The sequence below is a fragment of the Sphingorhabdus sp. genome (assembly GCF_044239005.1).
GTDB lineage: Bacteria > Pseudomonadota > Alphaproteobacteria > Sphingomonadales > Sphingomonadaceae > Sphingorhabdus_B.
This window is the reverse complement of sequence record NZ_JBIICH010000026.1, coordinates 1-20,228: the sequence shown is the minus strand read 5'-3', so window position 1 is coordinate 20,228 and position 20,228 is coordinate 1. Positions and strand designations below refer to the sequence as shown.

The 20,228-nt window shown below is 56.9% G+C and carries 16 protein-coding genes, 1 tRNA gene and 1 pseudogene; 10 read left to right on the top strand and 8 right to left on the bottom strand.

All coding sequences use genetic code 11. The annotated features are described in order from the left end of the window. Positions 1-757: TonB-dependent receptor (locus ACILQA_RS03665; RefSeq protein ID WP_395628463.1), on the bottom strand; the 757-nt coding region annotated here is incomplete at its 3' end. A 223-nt stretch (positions 758-980) separates the two neighbouring features. Between ACILQA_RS03665 and ACILQA_RS03660 the strand changes: the two genes are divergently transcribed. Further along, a complete protein-coding gene (locus ACILQA_RS03660; RefSeq protein WP_324477484.1) occupies positions 981-1,121 on the top strand; it encodes a DUF2256 domain-containing protein in 141 nt (46 codons plus the stop codon). Positions 1,122-1,247: 126 nt separating this feature from the next. Then, on the top strand, positions 1,248-2,612 hold the full coding sequence (locus ACILQA_RS03655; RefSeq protein WP_395628462.1) for a peptide MFS transporter: 1,365 nt from the start codon (positions 1,248-1,250) through the stop codon (positions 2,610-2,612). On the opposite strand, the gene ACILQA_RS03650 is transcribed toward ACILQA_RS03655, so the two are convergent. Genes ACILQA_RS03650 through betB form a run of 3 tightly spaced genes read right to left on the bottom strand, consistent with a single transcriptional unit; the run spans position 2,609 to position 7,621 of the window. Beyond that, positions 2,609-3,973 carry an FAD-dependent oxidoreductase gene (locus tag ACILQA_RS03650; protein ID WP_395628461.1) on the bottom strand — a complete coding sequence of 455 codons (1,365 nt, stop codon included), beginning with the start codon at positions 3,971-3,973 and terminating at the stop codon, positions 2,609-2,611. The two genes, ACILQA_RS03655 and ACILQA_RS03650, sit on opposite strands and share 4 nt — an antisense overlap. Continuing rightward, positions 3,970-5,637, bottom strand: a complete 1,668-nt coding sequence (gene betA / locus ACILQA_RS03645; protein WP_395628460.1) for a choline dehydrogenase — start codon at positions 5,635-5,637, stop codon at positions 3,970-3,972. Before betA ends, ACILQA_RS03650 begins: the two co-directional genes overlap by 4 nt. Further along, positions 5,624-7,621, bottom strand: a complete 1,998-nt coding sequence (gene betB, locus ACILQA_RS03640; RefSeq protein WP_395628459.1) for a betaine-aldehyde dehydrogenase — start codon at positions 7,619-7,621, stop codon at positions 5,624-5,626. The genes betA and betB overlap by 14 nt, the downstream gene beginning before the upstream one ends. Positions 7,622-7,916: 295 nt before the next feature. Here betB and ACILQA_RS03635 point away from each other — a divergent pair, with 295 nt between their 5' ends. From ACILQA_RS03635 to ACILQA_RS03605, 7 genes are all read left to right on the top strand, one after another. Next, the gene (locus tag ACILQA_RS03635) at positions 7,917-9,071 is read left to right on the top strand and encodes an acyl-CoA dehydrogenase family protein (RefSeq protein WP_395628458.1); all 1,155 of its coding nucleotides are present in this window, start codon (positions 7,917-7,919) and stop codon (positions 9,069-9,071) included. Between the two features lie 3 nt (positions 9,072-9,074). Next, positions 9,075-10,277 (top strand): CoA transferase, encoded by a 1,203-nt coding sequence (locus ACILQA_RS03630; RefSeq protein WP_395628457.1) that lies wholly within the window; start codon positions 9,075-9,077, stop codon positions 10,275-10,277. Continuing rightward, complete coding sequence (locus ACILQA_RS03625; protein ID WP_395628456.1) at positions 10,274-11,488, top strand: acetyl-CoA C-acetyltransferase; 1,215 nt, start codon at positions 10,274-10,276, stop codon at positions 11,486-11,488. The genes ACILQA_RS03630 and ACILQA_RS03625 overlap by 4 nt, the downstream gene beginning before the upstream one ends. Continuing rightward, on the top strand, positions 11,485-13,074 hold the full coding sequence (locus ACILQA_RS03620; RefSeq protein WP_395628455.1) for an acyl-CoA dehydrogenase family protein: 1,590 nt from the start codon (positions 11,485-11,487) through the stop codon (positions 13,072-13,074). The genes ACILQA_RS03625 and ACILQA_RS03620 overlap by 4 nt, the downstream gene beginning before the upstream one ends. Further along, complete coding sequence (locus tag ACILQA_RS03615; RefSeq protein ID WP_395628454.1) at positions 13,074-13,931, top strand: MaoC family dehydratase N-terminal domain-containing protein; 858 nt, start codon at positions 13,074-13,076, stop codon at positions 13,929-13,931. The genes ACILQA_RS03620 and ACILQA_RS03615 overlap by 1 nt, the downstream gene beginning before the upstream one ends. A gap of 1 nt (position 13,932) precedes the next feature. Then, positions 13,933-15,090, top strand: a complete 1,158-nt coding sequence (locus tag ACILQA_RS03610; protein ID WP_395628453.1) for an acyl-CoA dehydrogenase family protein — start codon at positions 13,933-13,935, stop codon at positions 15,088-15,090. 66 nt (positions 15,091-15,156) lie between these two features. Beyond that, complete coding sequence (locus ACILQA_RS03605) at positions 15,157-16,323, top strand: acyl-CoA dehydrogenase family protein (RefSeq protein WP_395628452.1); 1,167 nt, start codon at positions 15,157-15,159, stop codon at positions 16,321-16,323. Between the two features lie 114 nt (positions 16,324-16,437). Here the strand turns inward: ACILQA_RS03605 and ACILQA_RS03600 are convergent. The 4 genes from ACILQA_RS03600 to ACILQA_RS03585 form a co-directional block, all read right to left on the bottom strand. Next, positions 16,438-16,513, bottom strand: a tRNA-Thr gene (locus tag ACILQA_RS03600). 18 nt (positions 16,514-16,531) lie between these two features. Next, positions 16,532-17,383, bottom strand: coding sequence for a hypothetical protein (locus ACILQA_RS03595; protein ID WP_395628464.1), 852 nt, complete (start codon positions 17,381-17,383; stop codon positions 16,532-16,534). Positions 17,384-17,405: 22 nt separating this feature from the next. After that, the gene (locus ACILQA_RS03590; protein WP_395628451.1) at positions 17,406-18,731 is read right to left on the bottom strand and encodes a replication-associated recombination protein A; all 1,326 of its coding nucleotides are present in this window, start codon (positions 18,729-18,731) and stop codon (positions 17,406-17,408) included. A gap of 48 nt (positions 18,732-18,779) precedes the next feature. Then, a complete protein-coding gene (locus ACILQA_RS03585; RefSeq protein ID WP_395628450.1) occupies positions 18,780-19,946 on the bottom strand; it encodes a glycosyltransferase family 4 protein in 1,167 nt (388 codons plus the stop codon). 35 nt (positions 19,947-19,981) lie between these two features. Between ACILQA_RS03585 and ACILQA_RS03580 the strand changes: the two are divergent. Further along, positions 19,982-20,228, top strand: a pseudogene (locus tag ACILQA_RS03580) (hypothetical protein); the annotation flags it as partial.

Sequence of the window (20,228 nt, the reverse complement as noted above, 5' to 3'; positions counted from 1 at the left end):
TGAAGCGCAGCTTGAAGCTGTCCGAAGGCTCGATCAACAATTGTGCGCGGCCGTACCAGCGGTTACGCTCGCTTGTTTTTGATCCGTCGGTCAGGTTGGTGCCGTAACCATCCGCTTTGTTGATGCCGCCAGCAAGGCTGAACGCGACATTGTCAGAGATTGGGCCAGTGATATCGGCCTTCGCTACGATTGCGTTGCGATTGCCATAGCTGAGTTCAGCCGAACCGCCGAATTCATAGCTTGGTGCAGCAGTAACAATCGAAATAACGCCAGCCGAGGCGTTTTTGCCGAACAGGGTCGATTGTGGACCGCGCAACACTTCGACGCGTTGCAGGTTTGGAAGATCGCTGATCGCTGCAGCGGAACGCGAACGGTAAACACCGTCGATGAATACGCCAACCGAACCTTCGATGCCTGGGTTGTTGGCGCCGTTGCCGAAGCCGCGAATGATGAAGTTCGTGTTGGCCGAGCTTTGCAGCTGGCTGACGCGGAGCGAAGGAACGAGTGTCTGCAGATCCTTAAGGTCGCGCACTTGCGCGCGTTCGATTGCAGCAGCCGAGGTCACCGAAACGGCCACTGGCACTTCTTCAAGTGTCTGTTCGCGCTTCGTTGCGGTTACGATGATGACATTTTCGTCAGCTTCGTCGCTTGCTTGTGGTGCAGTGTCTTGTGCGAACGCTACCGAGCCAGCGCTCAGCGACGCGATGCTGATCGTCGACAGCATTGCAGCCTTCAGCAGATGATTTCCGAATTTCATATTCACTCTCCTGTTGATCACTTTCCTAAGGCTTTGCGCCATTTTTATTGGGGATGAAAGCTTAATTTGCCCCCAGCATCCCTCTGAGCAGCCTAAAGGCGTAGTACGCTGATAACGTTTGAAATGCTGCGCAGCAAATAGTTAGTTTCATTTGCAAAAATATAGCGGAAACTGCGATAAAAATGTTACGCACGTAACACGCGCTCAAATTTGGAATTTCGCAATGCCCAAGATGGTCAAAAAGGCAGACCTGCCGTCAAAAATATGCGCGGCATGTGAAAAGCCGTTTGCGTGGCGCAAAAAATGGGCGAAAGATTGGGAAAATGTGCGCTTCTGTTCGGATCGCTGCAGGCGGGCGCGCTAACCATCCACTAAACGCACATTGCGAACATAGTCGCAATGCGCACCCTCAATCATTCCCTTGCACCTTTCGCCTCAGCGGGCATAGATACTGACGTTGCCACGGGCGCACAGAATGTTGGGGGAAAGCTTGGATAAGATCGCACAAACCGCACATGGCCAGCCGTCTGGTCACCCCAAAGGCCTATACTATTTATCGTTCACAGAGATGTGGGAGCGCTTTTCCTTTTATGGAATGTCGGCCTTGCTCACGCTCTATATGGTCAAAGAGCTGCTGCAGCCTGAAAATGCGGTGCAAGTCATTGGGCTCGCCGCGCTCCGTAATATGTTCGAATTTCGTGGGCCGATGAGCGACGTCGCTTTTTCGGCGATCATTTATGGTTGGTATGCGGGCCTTGTCTATTTCACACCTATCGTCGGGGGCTGGGTTGCCGACCGCATATTAGGTGCAAAGCGCACGGTGATGATCGGCGTTATCCTGATGAGCGCAGGGCATTTGGCGATGTCCTTTTATGCCAGCTTCCTATTTGCGCTCTTGCTGCTGATCCTTGGATCGGGATTTCTCAAGGGCAATATTTCCGCGCAGGTCGGGGCGCTTTACCCGCAGTCGGATGAATCCATGCGGTCGCGCGGTTTTACCATTTTCTCGACCGGCATTTGCATTGGCGCGGCGAGCGGGCCGTTTGTGACGGGGTTGGTTGCAGCCATCTATGGCTGGCATGCCGGTTTTGCGGTTGCAGCGGCTTTGATGTTAATCGCGCTCGTCGCCTATGTTCTGGGCCAGAAGCATCTGCCGGATGACCGTCCGGTGGCGCGCAAACGGGAAAAGGCCCCAGCCATGACCGCCGCTGAACGCAAACGGGTGGCGGTGCTGCTGCTTGTCATTGCGCTGACTATACCCGCTGAAATTGCGTATCCGATGGTATGGAGCATCGGGATATTGTGGGTCGATCAATATGTGAATTTGGCGACATCGCTTGGCGAGGTGCCATCGAGCTGGTTTGCATCGATGGATTCCATCGGTGCCATCCTTGCCGCGCCTGCGTTGATCGCGTTCTGGGCATGGCAGGCCAAGCGCGGCAGCGAGCCCACCAGCGTGACGAAGGTGGGCATTGGAACAACCATTATTGCCTTTGCCGCACTTCTTTTTGCTTATGGCAATTTAGGACTAAGTGAACCGGATAGTGTGGGCGCGGGATGGGCAATCGCGGGTTGGCTGATCATGGGGCTCGCTTGGATGTATTATTGGCCAACGACGCTGGCGATTGTCAGCAGGGCGGCGCCTCCGGGGATGGGCTCTTTCCTGATGGGCGTGGCGTTTCTCTCGCCCTTTGTCGGACATGTGCTTGCTGGGTGGGTGGGTAGCTATTTTGACCAAATGAGCCCGTCGGTTTTCTGGGCTATGGACGCGGCCATCGCTTTGGTGGGTGGGACGCTCATTTTGCTGTTCCGCAAACGCCTGCAAGCTGCGCTGGACCCTGATCTGTCAGCTTAAGAAATGCGGGCGCCTTGGCGGACCAGTTCCTTTTGCACGGCGCTGATATCAACTTCGTCAAAGTCGCGATCCGTCTTGACCGCCAACGCCGCAGCAACGCCAGCACCTTGCCCCGCAACCGCACAACACATCATGTTGCGGACGGCGGCGTGGCTGACCTTGTCACCGCCAATGACACGACCGGCGGTGATCAGGTGCTTCACATTTTTGGGAACCATTGACCGATAAGGAAGATGGAAATAGCGGCCCGTCGTCGGCAAAATGAGATAGCCGTAGCCGTCGATGAATTCAGGAAAAATGCCGATGCTGTCGTCAAAGCGGCCTTGTTCCATCACATCGTCTGCGGTCATATTGTAAACCGCATCAATCTTGCGCGTATCGCGAATGCCCAGCGTCATGCCGAAGTTGCGCAGCTTTGCATCTTCGCAGCCGGGCATGAAGGCTTGCAACGCCGCAATGGCGTGCATCGCCTGTTTTCGTCCCGCCATTTCGCCATGGGTTAGGGCATTGGGATCCGTGCCGTCGAGATAGAGATGGCACATGTTGAGATAAGTGAGGTCGCCCTGATCCGAAACGGTGCCCCATGTGCCCGCCATGGTTTTCACACTGTCCGGTATTAGGCCAGCTTCCAATGCTTTTTGAAACGGCTTGCGCAAGAATGGCGAGAACATTTCATCCTCTTTGCCGCTGGTAATCACTTCCCATTCACCGCCCACGGCCCAGTCACCATAGGTTTGCGGATCGGCCTTTACGGCGTCAATAAACCGCGTCTTGTTGACCCCGCACATCGAAAACATGACCGAGACGGACATCATTTCGTCCACGGGGTGCATATGCGTCGGCGCACCGGCACGATGGGCAATGTCGGCGTCGCCTGTCGCGTCAATCACGCGCTTGGCGAGGATGGCTTCGCGGCCCGCCTTGCTCTCCACAATGACGCCGCGGATCGTGTTGCCGTCCATGATGGGTGCGACACATAATCGGTGCAGCATCGGGATGACGCCCGCTTCCTCGACAAGCGTATCAGCAACGAACTTGAACCCTTCAGCATCGAGGCTGTGGCTGATCGATTGGGGCTCGGGCATTGCCGCACCCATTAACTTGGCGCGGTCTTCAAATTCACGCCCGATACCTTCGCTGTCGATCGTTGCCGGGTGGCGGTACCATGCGAAGCCTTCGACCCCGACCTGCGTGATATTGCCACCGAAGCAACCATAACGTTCAAGCAACGTCGTTTCGACGCCCGCCCGTGCAGATGCCAACGCCGCGGCAAGGCCCCCGGGGCCTGAGCCAATGACGAGGACGTCCGTTTGCCGGATCACATCAATCTGGCGTGCTGGCTCGAGGATAGTGTGTGTCATCTTTGGGCAACATCCCAATTTGGCGCGACGTAAAATGGCGCATTAGACGGTGCGAGCATGGGCTTGCCAAGGATATGATCCGCGCCCTTTTCACCGATCATGATCGTCGGCGCATTCAGGTTGCCCGTGGTGATGGACGGCATCACCCCGCTGTCGACGACGCGCAGCCCTTGGACACCGATCACACGCAATTCGGGGTCCACTACGGCCATTGGGTCACGCGGACTGCCCATCTTGCATGTGCAACTGGGGTGAAGCGCGCTTTCGACATGTTCAGCAATGAAGGCGTCAATCTGATCATCGGTGACGCAGTCCGCGCCGGGCTGAATTTCACGGCCGCGATAGGGGGCGAAAGCAGGTTGCTGGAAAATCTCCCGCGTCAGCCGTACGCAGGCGCGCATGTCCACCCAATCATCAGGATGGCTCATATAGTTGAAAAGTATCTTGGGCTTGTCGTGCGGGTCGGCACTTTTGAGTGTCACCGTGCCCCGGCTTTTTGAACGCATGGGGCCGACATGCGCCTGAAAGCCATGTTCTGTTGCCAGTGACGATCCGTCATAATTGATCGCCATAGGAAAGAAATGATATTGGATATCCGGATATTTTATGCCGGCGCGGCTGCGGATGAAACCGCAGCTTTCAAACTGGTTGGATGCGCCCGTTCCCGACCGACCGAATAGCCATTGTGCACCGATCATGGCTTTACCGAGAAGATTTGCCTTGCCGTAAAGGGTGATGGGTTGGGTGCAGGCCATTTGAAAATAGAATTCAAGATGATCCTGCAGATTTGCGCCAACACCGGGGCGGTCTGCGCGCACTGTTATGCCGTGGCGTTGCAGCTCTTCTGCAGGGCCGATGCCGGAAAGCTTCAACAGCTGGACCGAATTGATCGGCCCGCCCGAAAGGATGACTTCACGTGCCGCGTGCAGCTGGTGCCTTTTGCCCGCTTGTTCATATTCCATGCCGACCGCGCGCGTCCCTTCGAACAGAATACGTGTCGCCAGCGCATGTTCGATAACGTGCAGATTGGGCCGCTTGCGGGCTTCATATAGATAGGCCTTGGCCGCCGAACAGCGCGTGCCGTTCCGCACCGTCATGTCCATCCGGCCAAAGCCTTCTTGGGCATAGCCATTATAGTCTTCGGTCAGGCTATAGCCTGCCTGTTGCGCCGCATCGAGCCAGGCCTGATGCAACGGGTTGTCGAGGGGGCCATAGCTGGTCGACAGCGGACCATCTCCGCCGCGATATGCGTTGCCGCCTTCGGCGCGCCCTTCGGCGCGTTTGAAATAAGGCAGCACATCGGCATAGCCCCAACCGGTTGCGCCTTCATCTTCTTTCCAGCGTTCAAAATCGAGTGCATTGCCACGAACATAGACAAGCCCGTTGATCGACGATGATCCGCCCAAACCCTTGCCGCGCGGGCAGTTCAGGCGGCGTCCATTCAGATGCGGTTCTGGCTCGCTTTCATAGCCCCAGTTCCACCGCTTGGTATTCATGGGGTAAGCGAGCGCGGCGGGCATCTGAATGAAGATCGACCGGTCACTGCCGCCAAATTCGAGCAACACGACCTTATGTTTGCCATCGGCGCTCAGCCGGTCCGCCAGCACGCACCCTGCTGACCCCGCGCCGACGATGATATAGTCTGCGGCCTCAATAGGGGGCATCGATGGGTTCCATCGCGACATAGACGCTCTTTAGCTGGGTATAATGTTCGATCGCCGCTTTGCCGTTTTCGCGGCCCAGACCGGATTGTTTGTTGCCGCCAAATGGCATTTCAATCGGCGTGATATTGTATGTGTTGATCCAGCAGGTGCCGGCCTCCAACGCCGCGATCACGCGGTGCGCGCGGGTTAAATTGTTGGTGAAAATGCCTGCGGCGAGGCCGAAGCTGGTGTTGTTCGCCCGCGCGACGACCTCTGCCTCGTCCTCGAAATCAAGCACCGCCATAACGGGGCCGAAAATCTCTTCACGGACGATGGCCATATCATCGGTGCAGCCGGTGAAGATGGTTGGTTCAACAAAGGCGCCCTTCGCCAAATCGCCGGTCATCACACGCTTTCCGCCGGTCAGCAGATTTGCACCTTGTTGTTGGCCAAGCGCGATATAGCCCAGCACCTTTTCCATATGCGCTGGTGAAATCAGCGCGCCCATTTGGGTGGCTGGATTAAGCGGATCGCCAATCACCATCGCCTCGGTGCGTGCCTTCAATTTTGCCAGAAACGCATCACGGACATTTTTGTGCACAAAGACGCGCGTGCCGTTGGTGCAAACCTCGCCCGCCGAATAGAAATTGGCGAGCAACGCGCCCGAGACCGCTTCGTCCAAATCGGCATCTTCGAACACAATCAGCGCCGATTTGCCGCCCAGTTCAAAGGTGACATATTTCAGCGTGCCTGCCGCATCGACCATCACCTTTTTGCCCGTGCCGACTTCGCCCGTCAGCGACACTTTGGCGATGTCGGGATGCAGGCTGAGCAAGCGGCCAGTGTCGGCTTTGCCTTGCACCACCTGAAACAGCCCATCGGGAAGGCCCGCATCGCGATAGGTTTTTTCTAGCTCAATCGCGGTCAGGGGGGTCAGCTCGGCTGGCTTGAAGATCATTGCATTGCCGCAAGCCAGCGCGGGTGCGGATTTCCAGCAGGCAATCTGTATGGGATAGTTCCACGCGCCAATGCCCGCGACAACGCCTAATGGCTCGCGCCGGGAATAGCCGAACGCGCCCGTGCCAAGGTCGTGATGTTCACCGGCAATTGTGCGCGCAAGGCCAGCATAATATTCGATACAGTCCGCACCCGACAAGACGTCTACGGCAATTGTTTCTTGAATGGGCTTGCCTGTATCTTGCGCCTCAAGCCGCGCGAGCACGTCATTGCGTTCGACGAGCAGCGCGGCGGCGCGGTGAAGGATGCGTCCGCGTTCGACACCCGGTGTTTTGGCCCATAGCTTTTGCGCCTCGGCCGCGCGGGCAACAGCCTTATCGACCTCTGCCTGTCCGTCGATGCGGATGGTCGCGAGCAGCTGCCCTGTAGCCGGGTTGACCGTGTCGAAGCTTGTGGCGGCACGCGAGGGCAGGGTGTCCTTTAGGTTCCGTGCGATGAATTCAAAGATCAGTTCACGCGCCAACCCGTTCTGAAGCGCCACGCCGCCATTCATCGCGGCGCGCAACCAAACACCGTCGATCATCGCGGCGATGGTGTCCGCCATCGGGGATACGTCCTGTGCGTCGACAATCTGCCGCAGATCAAATTTGAGGTTGGACAACATGCGCTGTTGATGCGCCCGCTGCACCCGCGCAAGTTGCGGCACATGCAGCGCCTGTCCCCAGAAAGACAGCCAAACCCGTGCCGTTTCTTCGGAGAAATCATTATGCCCAAGATGGGAGTCCACCAGCGCCTGTATCCGCGCGCGGGGCCCCGCAGCGAGCCGGAGACGCGCCGTCGCCTGATTATTCAATTGACGCACTACGGAGCGGAAAGCGGCCTCAAGAAGGGCTTCTTTGCTCGCAAAATAATGAACGATCAAAGCTGCCGAGATACCGGCATGGTGCGCAACTTTGTTGAACGTGAATTCAACAATTCCATTTTCAGCCAAAACACAGATGGCCGAGGCTATAATATGTTGGCGACGATCAGCTCGAATCTCTTGCATAAGAGAGAATATCAAACATTGAACGCTTATTCAATCAGGTCCATCAACGGATGTCATTCCCCTCCATGACTCGTCACCAGTGCGCTGGATGGACATACGCTTTTTAGGCCCCGTTCAATCAGGTGAGATAATCCGGACCTATCCCTGCATTAAAATGCGATGGAAAAGCAGCATTTCAGTCGACAAGCGTTGAACGCAATGTCACGGTTTTGTCGAACGGGTACTTTTGAATTTCAAAAACGAACAGTAATCCATGGTGAAGCGCATATTTTCCATGGGAGCGGAGACGAACATAATGGATAACGACATTTTCGAACAATTCACGGAACAGCTGCGACGTTATATTCGTGAACGGTTGATTCCGGCGGAAAAGGAAGTGCTCGAAACGGAATTGATCCCTGAAGCGATCATGGCCGAAATGCGCGATCTGGGGTTGTTTGGGTTGACGGTTCCGGAAGAATATGGCGGCGCTGGAATGAATATTCAGCAATATATCCGCACCATGCGTGAATTCAGCTACGCGGCACCATGCTTTCGTTCGGTCACGTCCATCAATATCGGGATGGTGTGTTCGGCGTTCAAAAATGGCGGAACCGATGCGCAAAAGGCCGAATGGCTGCCGCGTTTGGCGGCTGGCGAAATTGCGTCCTTTGGTCTGACAGAACCCGGGTCCGGATCTGACTCTGCGGCGATGCAGACGACAGCGGTGAAGTCAGGCAATGGCTGGGTATTGAACGGTACAAAACGGTACATCACCAATGCGCCATTTGCGAATGTCGCGTTGATCATGGCGCGGACAAGTAAGGAAGCCTTGCCCAAAAACGCGCATGTCTCGGCTTTTATCGTTCCTATGGACACCGCTGGCATCACCGTGGGTAAGTCCGACAAGAAAATGGGGCAGGCCGGTAGCCATATCGCCGATATCATCATGGAAGATGTGAAGTTGCCTGCGGACGCCATATTGGGTGGTGAAGAGGGCAAGGGCTTTGCCTTTGCCATGAAGAGCCTCGACAACGGACGCATGTCGGTTGGTGCAGCGGCGACGGGCTATGCACGGCGTGCGCTCGACAGCGCACTGCGATACGCCAATGAGCGCAAGGCATTTGGCGAACCGATTGCCAATTTCCAGCTGATCCAACAAATGCTGGCGGACAGTGAAATCGAGATTTACGCTGCGGAATGTATGTTGGATGACGCGGCCCGCCGGGCCGATGCCGGTGAGAATGTGCTGCGCAAAGCAGCGGCGGCTAAGGTATTCGCATCCGAAATGTGTGGCCGCGTTGTCGATCGCGTTGTCCAGATTTACGGTGGCGCTGGTTATCTCGCAGAATATGATGCGGAACGTTTCTACCGTGACGCGCGCATTTACCGGATTTATGAAGGCACAACGCAAATCCTGCAGCTTCAGATTGCCAAGCATATGCTGCGTGAATGGGCGGCGCAGGCCTGATACATGTATAATTTACTCGATGGTCTCAAGATTATCGAGGCGTCGTCCTTTGTGGCGTCGCCGACAGCTGGTCTGTATTGCGCGCAATTCGGGGCAGAGGTGATCCGTGTCGATCAGATTCGCGGCGGCCCGGATTATCATCGCTGGCCAGTGACTGAGGCGAATGACTCGCTCTATTGGGAAAATCTAAACCGCGCGAAAAAATCAGTCGCGCTTGATCTATCCAGCCCGCAGGGGCGCGAGTTGTTGCAGGAACTGGTGCGGGCGACCGGTCAGTTCATCACCAATTTTCCTGCAGAAGGCTTTCTGTCGCACGCAAAATTGTCTGAAGGACGTGCCGATCTCGTAACCGTTCGGGTCATGGGCTGGGCCGACGGGGCGCCTGCGCTGGATTACACGGTGAATAATGCGGTTGGCTATCCCATGATGACTGGCGCTGGCCCTGAACCCGTCAATCATGTGTTGCCCGCTTGGGATGTCATCAGCGGCGCTTATGCGGCGTTCGCTATGCTGGCGGCCATTCGTAGGCGCGAACAGACCGGCGAGGGCAGTGAAGTTCGCATTCCCCTGTCGGATGTCGCCATTGGCACCGTTGCCAATCTGGGCGGTGTCGCAGAAGTGTTGCATAATAATGCCAATCGTCCTCGGCTCGGCAACGCGGTCTACGGACTGTTCGGGCGCGATTTTGTGACCAAGGATAATGTGCGCACGATGGTAGTCGTTGTCACGCACCGCCAATGGGCGAACCTTGTTGGTGCGCTTGGTTTGACGGCGCAGGTGGAGGCGATAGAGGCGGAACGCGGAGTGAGCTTCGCCAAAGATGATGGGCTTCGCTTTCAGCACCGCGATGCGCTTTATCCGTTGTTTGAAAGGGCAATTGGTTCGCTCGATCACGCGGCGATGGCTTCAACACTTGATGAGGCCGGAATTGTTCATTCGGCCTATCGCACTATGTTGGATGCGGCGCATGATCCGCGCTTGGTCGGCAATAATCCGATGTTTAGCGACTTTGACGCAAACCCGTCGGGCTTCAATTATCCTGCTGCTGGTGCTTTTGGCACTATTCCCCAATTGCCGCGTGGCGACGCAAAGGCCGCCCCGCGCAATGGGGCGCATAGCGAGGAAATATTGAGCACTACGCTCGGCCTGTCCTCGGGCGAAATCGCCCGTCTCATTGACTCTGGAATATTAGGAATTGCCAAATGAATAAGCTTCGCCGTGCAGCCATCGTCGCCCCCATCCGCACGCCCGTTGGCAAATTTGGCGGTGCGCTCTCGTCCTTGAACGCAGGTGAGTTGGGCGGCATCATATTGAAAGCGCTTGTCGAGCGGACGAAGATTGACCCGTCCCGCGTGGACGATGTCGTGTTCGCACAAGGATATGGCAGCGGTGAGGCCCCGTGCATCGGGCATTGGTCATGGCTGGCCGCTGGCTTGCCGATTGAAGTGCCCGGCTACCAGATCGACCGTCGTTGCGGTTCCGGGCTTCAGGCGATCGTGAATGCCGCGATGATGGTGCAAACCGGGGTGAGCGACATGGTGGTCGCAGGTGGCTGCGAAAGCATGTCCAACGTTGAACATTACACCACCGACATCCGCAAAGGCGTTCGGGCGGGCAATCTGACCTTGCATGATCGGTTGACCCGCGGACGCGTCATGAGCCAGCCGGTTGAACGCTTTGGCGTGATATCGGGGATGATTGAAACCGCCGAGAACCTAGCCAAAGACCATAATATCAGCCGCGAAGCATGTGACGCATATGCGGCCCGATCGCACCAGCGCGCCGCGGCGGCATGGGCAAATGGTCTGTTTGACGATGAATTGGTGCCCGTCAGCATCGCGCAACGAAAAGGCGATCCAATCGTCTTTGATCATGACGAAGGCTATCGCGCGGACGCGACGCTTGAGACAATGGCTGCGTTGCGCCCGCTTGAGGGCGGCGTGGTCACGGCGGGCAATGCCAGCCAACAAAATGACGCGGCAGCCGCCTGCCTTGTTGTCGCAGAGGACAAGCTTGAAGAGCTTGGGTTGGAACCCATCGCCTATTTCCACAGTTGGGCGGCTGCGGGTTGCGAGCCATCACGCATGGGCTTTGGTCCCGTTCCAGCGACGGAGCGGCTCTTTGCGCGCAATGGCCTTTCCTGGGACGACATCGGTCTGATTGAATTGAACGAGGCATTTGCGCCGCAGGTGTTAGCTTGCCTCAAAGGATGGGGCTGGTCGGATGATGACAGTCGTCATGACATGCTCAACGTCAACGGTTCCGGCATTTCGCTTGGCCACCCAATCGGCGCAACTGGCGGGCGAATATTGGCGAACCTTACCCGCGAAATGCAGCGGCGTGATGTGCGTTATGGTCTGGAAACAATGTGCATTGGCGGTGGTCAGGGCATAGCGGCGGTGTTTGAGCGCGCATGAGTTTTGCAGCCGCTCTCGAAGCTGCTGAGGGCTACCGCGATGCGGCGAAGGCGGCGCTTGCCGACCGGGTAAAAGCGCGGTCGATGGACGCCGACCAGCGCGCGGCCCACGGCTTTTCATGGATTGCGACAAGCGTGGCTGCGCTTGCGGCAGTGGCGGATTGGCTGCGCCTACATAACGGCGGAACCGAACTTGATCGAAACATTGCGACGCTGATTTTTGCCGAAACGTTGGGGCAATTGACCGGCGGATTGCCGATGGGGCAGAATGAAATATTCCGTCCCGTTGATCTTGGCATGTCGCAACAGGCGGCACTTTTGGCAGCACGTTGCGAAGATTTATTGGGCCTAGATCATGCCGCGGTGCGCGCCGATGTCGCGCAGGCGATGGCGTCAGGTGCGATGCCGAGCGAAAGCCTTCACGACGCAGAACTTGACGCCATTCGCGATCAATATCGCCGCTTTACGAATGGCGAAATTTTGCCGCACGCGCATCGCTGGCATTTGGCCAATGATTTGATCCCCGATGACACGATTTCGGCGATGGCGGCGCTTGGCACTTTCGGCGTGTGCATCCCTGCCGAATATGGCGGGCTTGGCTTATCCAAGCTGGTCATGTGCGTAATAACCGAAGAGCTTTCGCGCGGCTGGATCGGCGCTGGTTCGCTGAGCACGCGGTCTGAAATCGCCGGTGAGTTGATTTCCATGGGCGGCACAGAGGCACAAAAAGCGCATTGGCTACCGAAAATTGCGCGCGGAGAAATTTTGCCGACCGCAGTGTTTACCGAACCCGACACAGGGTCTGACCTTGGCGCGCTACAAACCCGTGCGCAACGGACCGCTGATGGATGGACGATCAATGGCGCAAAGACATGGATTACGCATGGCAGCCGTTCCGATCTGATGACCATGCTGGCACGCACTGTGCCCGATGCGAAAGGCTATGCGGGTCTGTCGATGCTGCTCGTCCCCAAGCCGCGCGGCACGGATAGCGACCCGTTTCCGGCGACGGGCATGTCCGGCAGCGAAATCGAAGTGCTGGGCTATCGCGGTATGCGCGAATATGCGTTGCAATTCGATGGCATGCTGGCCCCTGCCGATGCTTTGTTGGGCGGCGAAGAGGGGCAGGGGTTCAAGCAGTTGATGCGCACCTTTGAAGGCGCACGTATCCAGACCGCAGCGCGCGCCGTGGGTGTCGCCAAGCGCGCGTTGGAGCTTGGCCTCGAATATGCCGTCAACCGCAAGCAGTTTGGCAAGGCCATCATCGGGTTCCCGCGTGTCGCCGACAAAATCGCCATGAGCGTGGCCGATTTCGTGATGACCCGTGAACTGACCTATGCTGCTGCCCGCGCCAAGGATTCTGGTAAACGCTGCGATATTGAGGCGGGGATGGCGAAGCTGCTGGCGGCCCGCGCGGCGTGGAGCAACGCCGATGCCGCACTGCAAATTCATGGCGGCAACGGCTATGCGTTGGAATATGAAATCAGCCGCGTTTTGTGTGACGCGCGGATCCTGAATATCTTCGAAGGTGCCGCAGAAATTCAGGCGCAGGTGATCGCCAAAGGCCTAATGGGAGGCGTAAACTGATGGGGGCATGGGATGCTTGGATTGGCCGCGAGGAGGTGCGGACAGACAGGGTCGATGTTGGGCTGGTTTCGCGCTGGCTTGCAACCTTTGACCGGGATGCGCCGGGCGATGGCAATGTGCCGCAGGGTTTGCACTGGTGCCTTTGCTTGCCAGATGCAGCAACCGCAAAGCTTGGGCCCGATGGGCATCCGTTGCGCGACGATGTCGTAGAAAGCTTCCTACCCCCAGTGCCGTTGCCGCGCCGTATGTGGGCCTCAAGCAAAGTCGCGTTTTTGAAGCCATTGCATATTGGCGCGGTCGTGACGCGGACGTCGCGCATATTGTCGATATCCGAAAAGTCCGGCAATTCAGGGCAACTGGTATTTGTCGATGTCGCGCATGAAACGTCCACTGAAAACGGACTGGCCGTGCGCGAGGTTCAAAGCATCGTGTATCGCGCGGCCGTGGGGTTAGAAACGCCGCTATCACCACCCGTGGACAGCGCGGGCAGCTTTGATGCCGACGGCTGGGACGCTCAGCGCGTTGTTGTCCCCTGCGAGCCGTTGCTTTTTCGCTATTCCGCGCTCACGTTCAACAGCCACCGGATCCATTATGACTTGCCATATGCCCGCGATGAAGAGCGCTATCGCGGGTTAGTGGTCCATGGTCCGCTGACAGCAAGTTTGCTACTGGACCTCGCCCGCCGGGCGTTGGGGGACAACGCATTGGCCAGCTTCGCATTCCGGGGCCTATCTCCAGCGATTTGCGGAGAGGCCTTGCATCTGGTGATGCGGGGATCAGGCAACGATATGGAACTAGCCGCCTTTGCAGGCGACGGACGACAGATCATGGCAGCTTCGGCGCAAGGACATATTTGACATGAGTGAGAGTGAAAATATCGCCGAAATCCGCCGTTCGGTTCAGGCATTATGCGCCGATTTTCCAAGTGCATATTGGCGGGAAAAAGACAGCGCCCGCGCCTATCCGGGCGAATTTGTGGACGCGCTGACCAAGGCAGGGTTCCTCGCGGCGTTGATACCGGAAGCTTATGGTGGGTCAGGGCTCACACTCTCTGACGCGGCCATTATCATGGAGGAAATTCAAGCCTCAGGCTGCAACGGCGCGTCCGCCCATGCCCAGATGTACATCATGAATACGCTGTTGAAATATGGCAGCGAAGAACAGAAGCAGGAATATCTGCCACGTATCGCGACAGGCGAGCTGCGCCTGCAGGCATTTGGTGTGTCCGAACCGACCAGCGGCACCGATACGCTTTCCTTGCGGACGGTCGCTGTGCGGGACGGTGACGAATATGTCATTAACGGCCAAAAATTATGGACGAGCCGCGCGGAATATTCCGACCTTATGCTGTTACTCGCGCGCACGACCCCGCGCGAAGATGTCACCAGCAAGACGGAGGGGCTCTCGGTTTTCCTCGTCGATATGCGCAAGGTGGTCGGAAATGGCATGACCATTAAACCCATCCGCACGATGATGAACCATTCGACGACCGAGATATTCTTTGACGATATGCGGATTCCCGCATCGGCCTTGGTTGGCGAAGAAGGCAAAGGGTTCCGGTACATCCTGTCGGGCATGAATGCCGAGCGTATCCTCATTGCCGCAGAGTGCATTGGCGACGCCAAATGGTTCATTAAAAAAGCCAGAGATTATGCCAGCGAACGCAACGTCTTTGGTCGCGCCATTGGCCAGAACCAAGGCGTGCAGTTTCCTATAGCGCGCTGCTATGCCCAAATGTGCGCAGCGGAACTGATGGTGCATCATGCAGCGCGGGTGTTTGACGCTGGCGGTAACCCGGGCGCAGAGGCGAATATGGCGAAGCTTCTGGCGTCAGAAGCCAGCTGGGCCGCCGCGGACATGTGCGTCCAAACGCACGGTGGCTTTGGCTTTGCCGAAGAATATGATGTCGAACGCAAGTTCCGTGAAGCACGGCTATATACCGTTGCCCCGATCAGCACCAACCTGATCCTGAGCTATCTTGCCGAGCATGTTCTCGGTCTTCCCCGCAGCTATTGATTGACATGATTTCGGACATGAAAATCGACAACACAGCCGTCACATCAGTCGATAAAGGCCCAATGGATGAATTTTGAACTCGCCGAAGAACATCGGATGTTAAAGGATCTGGTCCGCAAATTTGTGGACTCCCAACTGGTGCCGCTCGAAGGTGAGGTTCTGGCGCGCGATACTGCAGGCAAAGGCAGCTATCTGACCAAGGATGAACAGGCCAAGGTTGACGCTGTCTCGAAAGATCTGGGCCTGTGGGGGCTGGATGCGCCAGAAGAAGTCGGCGGTATGAATTTGCCGATGGTGGCGATGGTTGGGGTCGGTGAGGAATTAGGCCGCACCGCGACGCCATATACCCTGCCGCCAGATTCGCCGAATTTGCGTATGATGATGGCGGCTGCGGACGAAAAGCAGCGCGAGCATTATCTTGCGCCTTATGTGCGTGGAGAGACCATTTCTGCCATTGGCATTTCGGAGCCTGGCGCTGGCGCTGATCCGCAATTGATGAAAACCACGGCAGTCCAAGATGGCGACGACTGGGTCATTAACGGCCGCAAAATCTGGATTACCAAAGCGGATGAAGCCGATTTCACGATCTTGATGGCGGTAACCGACAAGAATGCCAATGGCCGCAATGGCATGTCTGCATTTTTGGTGGACCGCGATACGCCCGGGTTCAACGTGTTGCGTAAAATCCCGATGATTGACGGCACCGCGACCTATGAAATCGCGCTGGACGATTGCCGTGTTCCGGGCTGGAAATTGCTCGGGACGCGCGGGCAGGGGTTTCTGCCCATGCAGGTTCGGCTTGGCACGCGGCGTATTGAAATGGCGTCCTGGTCGATCGGCATGGCGCAGCGCGCATTGGACATGATGATTGAATATGCGCCACAGCGCGTCACATTTGGCAAGCCTTTGTCTGCGCGCCAGACGGTTCAAAATTGGATATCCGATGCCGCCACACGCATTCATGCCATGCGCTTGATGACCTATGACTGCGCGTGGAAAATCGATGAAGGGCGCGACACGCGGCAGGAAATTTCGATGATCAAATCCTATTGTACCGAAGCCGCATATGACATCGTCGACCATGCGATGCAGATGTTCGGTGGCATGGGCATGACACGCGAAATGCCGCTATATCTGCTTTCAAACAAGCTGCGTACCATGCGCATTTATGATGGACCCAGCGAGATCCACAATTGGGTGGTCGCCCGCGATTTGCTTGGCACGCGCGAGTGACCGAGGTGCCCGCGAACAGGCAACGGAGCGTCGCCCGGAGATTGCTATGTGATTGCTGGAAATTGAAAGATGCCGCGACTTGCTCCGGCATCGCCATTTAAGTGTTTGGAAAAGTGGTGCCGGCTACAAGGTTCGAACTCGTGACCCCCTGATTACAAATCAGGTGCTCTACCAACTGAGCTAAGCCGGCACTGTGGCGCCCATTGCCTCAAATGATCCCAAAGGTCCAGCCCTCAGTTGCAGCTATTTCGCAATTTAATGCGGTTGGCGTCCAAAATTGTGGATTTGACGCGGTTTTGCGCAGCCATGCGGCGGTAAGCAACGCATCTGTTGCATGGTCGGTGTAGCGTTCGAGCGGTGTGTGGGGCAGGGAATCCAACCTACGTAGAGCCTCATCCAGCCCGTTTGCGTCGCGAATCTTGCTACGACCTTTGGCGACGCCTGCGGCGCGTGCGGCGATGGTTGTGTATATCTCCACCACCACAGGCCCGCGTTCGGGCAACGGATCAAACGGCCATATGGCGACATGTTCGTGGACATGGTTTAGAAAGCGCATGCCCGCAAAGCTTGCTTTGGCGACTTGTGACGCGCCGATGGCGTCGAAGACGGTCGAGATCTTCCCGCTACTGTGCTTGTTCAACAACTCGCACTGCCGCCAATGTAAGAATGTCGATTTTACGCCATCGGCAGCGCCGAAATAAAAATGGCGGCGATGGTGTTTTTCAAGGAATGAGGCGGCTCCCAAATCGGGATCATCGCAAATGCCGTCAACATAGGCCCAAAAAGGCTTGGCAGTTGTCGGCAATGCATCGCCCGGTAAATAGGCGCCGCGCGCAATCATGGGGGGCGCGAAGCTGAAGTCGAAGCCAATCAGCAAATCATCATCTTGCGCCAGCAACCAATCGGCAACCGCCTGACGCGACCAAATGCCGGAGGGTGCAGGAACAAGGCGCGGGGCTTCATTGCCAGCTTCGCAGACGGCAAGGGCGATGCCGGGATGGCGGCTGCCTTTTGCCCCGGACCAATCGGCGCAGGCAAAACGCGTAAAGGACCGCATCAGACGTTTTGGCGGTGGGCGGACATCATGTCGCGTCTGGACCGGTTTTGCGGGCGCGCAGACGATCCCAATATTGCAGCCGTTCTATGATCTTGCGTTCAAAACCACGTTCGACGGGTTGATAGAGCTGCGTTGGCGGAACTTGGTCCGGCCAGTAATTAGCGCCGGAAAATCCGTCCGCGCTGTCATGGTCATACGCATATCCCGCGCCATAGCCGATGTCTTTCATCAGCTTGGTTGGCGCGTTCAATATGTTCGCGGGCGGCATTAACGATCCGGTGTCGCGTGCCAGCTTCCACCCGGATTTCTGCGCTTTATACGCAGCGTTCGATTTTGGCGCGGTCGCAAGGTACAGGCATGCCTGAACAATGGCGACTTCCCCTTCGGGGCTGCCCAGAAATTCATAGGCGTCCTTGGCCGCAAGGCATTGGACGAGCGCTTGCGGGTCGGCGAGGCCGATATCCTCGCTGGCGAAACGGACGAGGCGGCGCAGGACGTATAAAGGTTCTTCGCCCGCCACCAACATCCGCGCCATCCAATAAAGCGCAGCTTGCGGATCGGAGCCGCGCAAGCTTTTGTGCAGCGCGGATATCAGGTTGTAATGGCCTTCGCGATCCTTGTCATAGACGGGCATCCGCCGTTGCAGTAGCGCCGCCATCGCAGCCGGGTCGAGCGGGTTGTCGATTCTGATGGAAAACAGCGTTTCGGCTTGATTGAGCAGGAACCGACCATCGCCGTCCGCGCTCGATATCAACGCGGATTTGGCATCGGCCGTGACGGGCAGGGGGCGCTCCATGATATCTTCTGCGCGCGCGAGCAATGTTGCCAACGCGGCGTCATCAAGACGGTGGAGCACCATGACCTGCGAACGCGAAAGCAAAGCGGCGTTCAATTCGAACGACGGATTTTCCGTTGTCGCGCCAACGAGAGTGACCAAGCCGCTTTCGACAAAGGGCAGAAATCCGTCTTGCTGCGCGCGGTTAAAACGGTGGATTTCGTCCACGAACAATAAGGTTTGCTTGCCGGTCCGCGCCATAGTCTCGGCTTCGGCAAACGCCTTTTTGAGGTCCGCGAGGCCCGAGAAGACCGCGGAGATCGGCTTGTAATGCATGTTGACGGCATCAGCCAGCAAACGCGCGATGCTCGTTTTTCCAGTACCCGGCGGGCCCCAGAGGATCATGGACGACAATTTGCCCGCGGCCACCATCCGGCCAATGGCGCCCTCTGGTCCTGTCAGATGCTCCTGACCAATGACTTCGCTCAATTGCGCAGGACGCAGCTTATCCGCCAGCGGCGCTGTTTTTGGCAGCGTCTCTGTTTGTGCGGGTTCGTCGTGAAAAAGGTCGCTCATGTGTATTGGGATCCGGTACCGGGCAGCCTGCCTAACACATGCACCCTGTCAGCGCGCAGCAATATCACGCGCGGCACGTTGACGGATGAGGCGCAGGTACGTGTCTGCAACGGTCTGGTTGATCGCATCCCAGCTATAATCATGTGACCTGCGCTCGCCTATATTGCCATGTTCAGCGCGCAGGTCGGTGTTTACGCAATAGGCCTGCAATGCGTCGGCAAACTGGTTGATTGCGCCCGGCGTTATAAGGCGTCCCGACACCTTGTCTTCGACTAGGCTTTGGCTGCCGGTTGCTTTTGCGGCGACGACGGGCAGTCCGCAGGCCATTGATTCAAGCGTTACGTTGCCAAATGCTTCCGTGACCGACGGGTTAAAAAACATATCCATGCTCGCCACGGCCCGGCCGAGGTCCGCGCCGACCTGAAAGCCTGCAAATTTGGCATCTGGTATCCGCGATTCAAACCATGCACGTGCGGGGCCGTCTCCTATCACCAAAACCTGATGCGGGACGTTGCGTCGTTTGAGTTGGTCAATCGTGTCCGAAAAGACATCAAGACCCTTTTCCATAACCAGACGGCCCAGAAACCCGATGACAGGGGTGTCGTCCGATATGCCAAATCCGCGCCGCCACTCCATGTCACGGCGACCTGGATTAAATATCTCCCTGTCGACACCACGCGACCAGATGTCGATGTCATAGTTCATACGCTGCTGGCGCAAGACCTGAGCGAAGCTTTCCGATGGTGCAACCAACGCATCGCATTTGCGATACAGGCGGCGGATCCATGCTTCCACGACCGGCTCGATGAAGGACATGTTATAGTAACGGAAATAGGTTTCGAAACGGGTGTGCACCGAACACAAAACAGGCAGGTTCTGTTTTTTTGCCCATTTAACGGCCTTGCGTGAAACCCGGTCAGGGCTTGCGATGTGGACAATATTTGGATTGAAAGCCTCAAGATCACGTCGAACGCTTCGCGATAACGACAATGGCATGCGATATTCAGGGCGAAAGGGAATGGCCATCGAAGGCACGGACACCAGATCGCCCGTTGCTTGAAACGCGGGATTTTCCACTGTCGGCGAATAAACACGAACCGACGCGCCTTGGCTTAAAAGATATCCCACCAGACGGTTGAGCGCCTGATTGGCGCCATCGCGTACATAATTATAATTGCCGCTGAAAAGCGCAATGCGAAGGTCGCTGGTGTGCATTTCTGCGCTTTTATCTGCGGTAAAGCAAAATGCCAATGGGAATGCTGCATTTGGTGGGATATGTCGTCGCGATGATTTTGACCCAAGTCGACACGCTGCTGATTGGCGGCCCCAAGCCCTTCCGCGCCGACGGCACGATGAGCGCCATGGCCCGCGCGCCTGTGGACCGGCCCGTGATGCTAGGCAAGCTAGGCTTTGACAGCGATCAGGTGGCTGACCCAACGGTGCATGGCGGCGTTGATAAGGCGGTGCATTTTTATCCTGCTGAACATTATCCCAAAT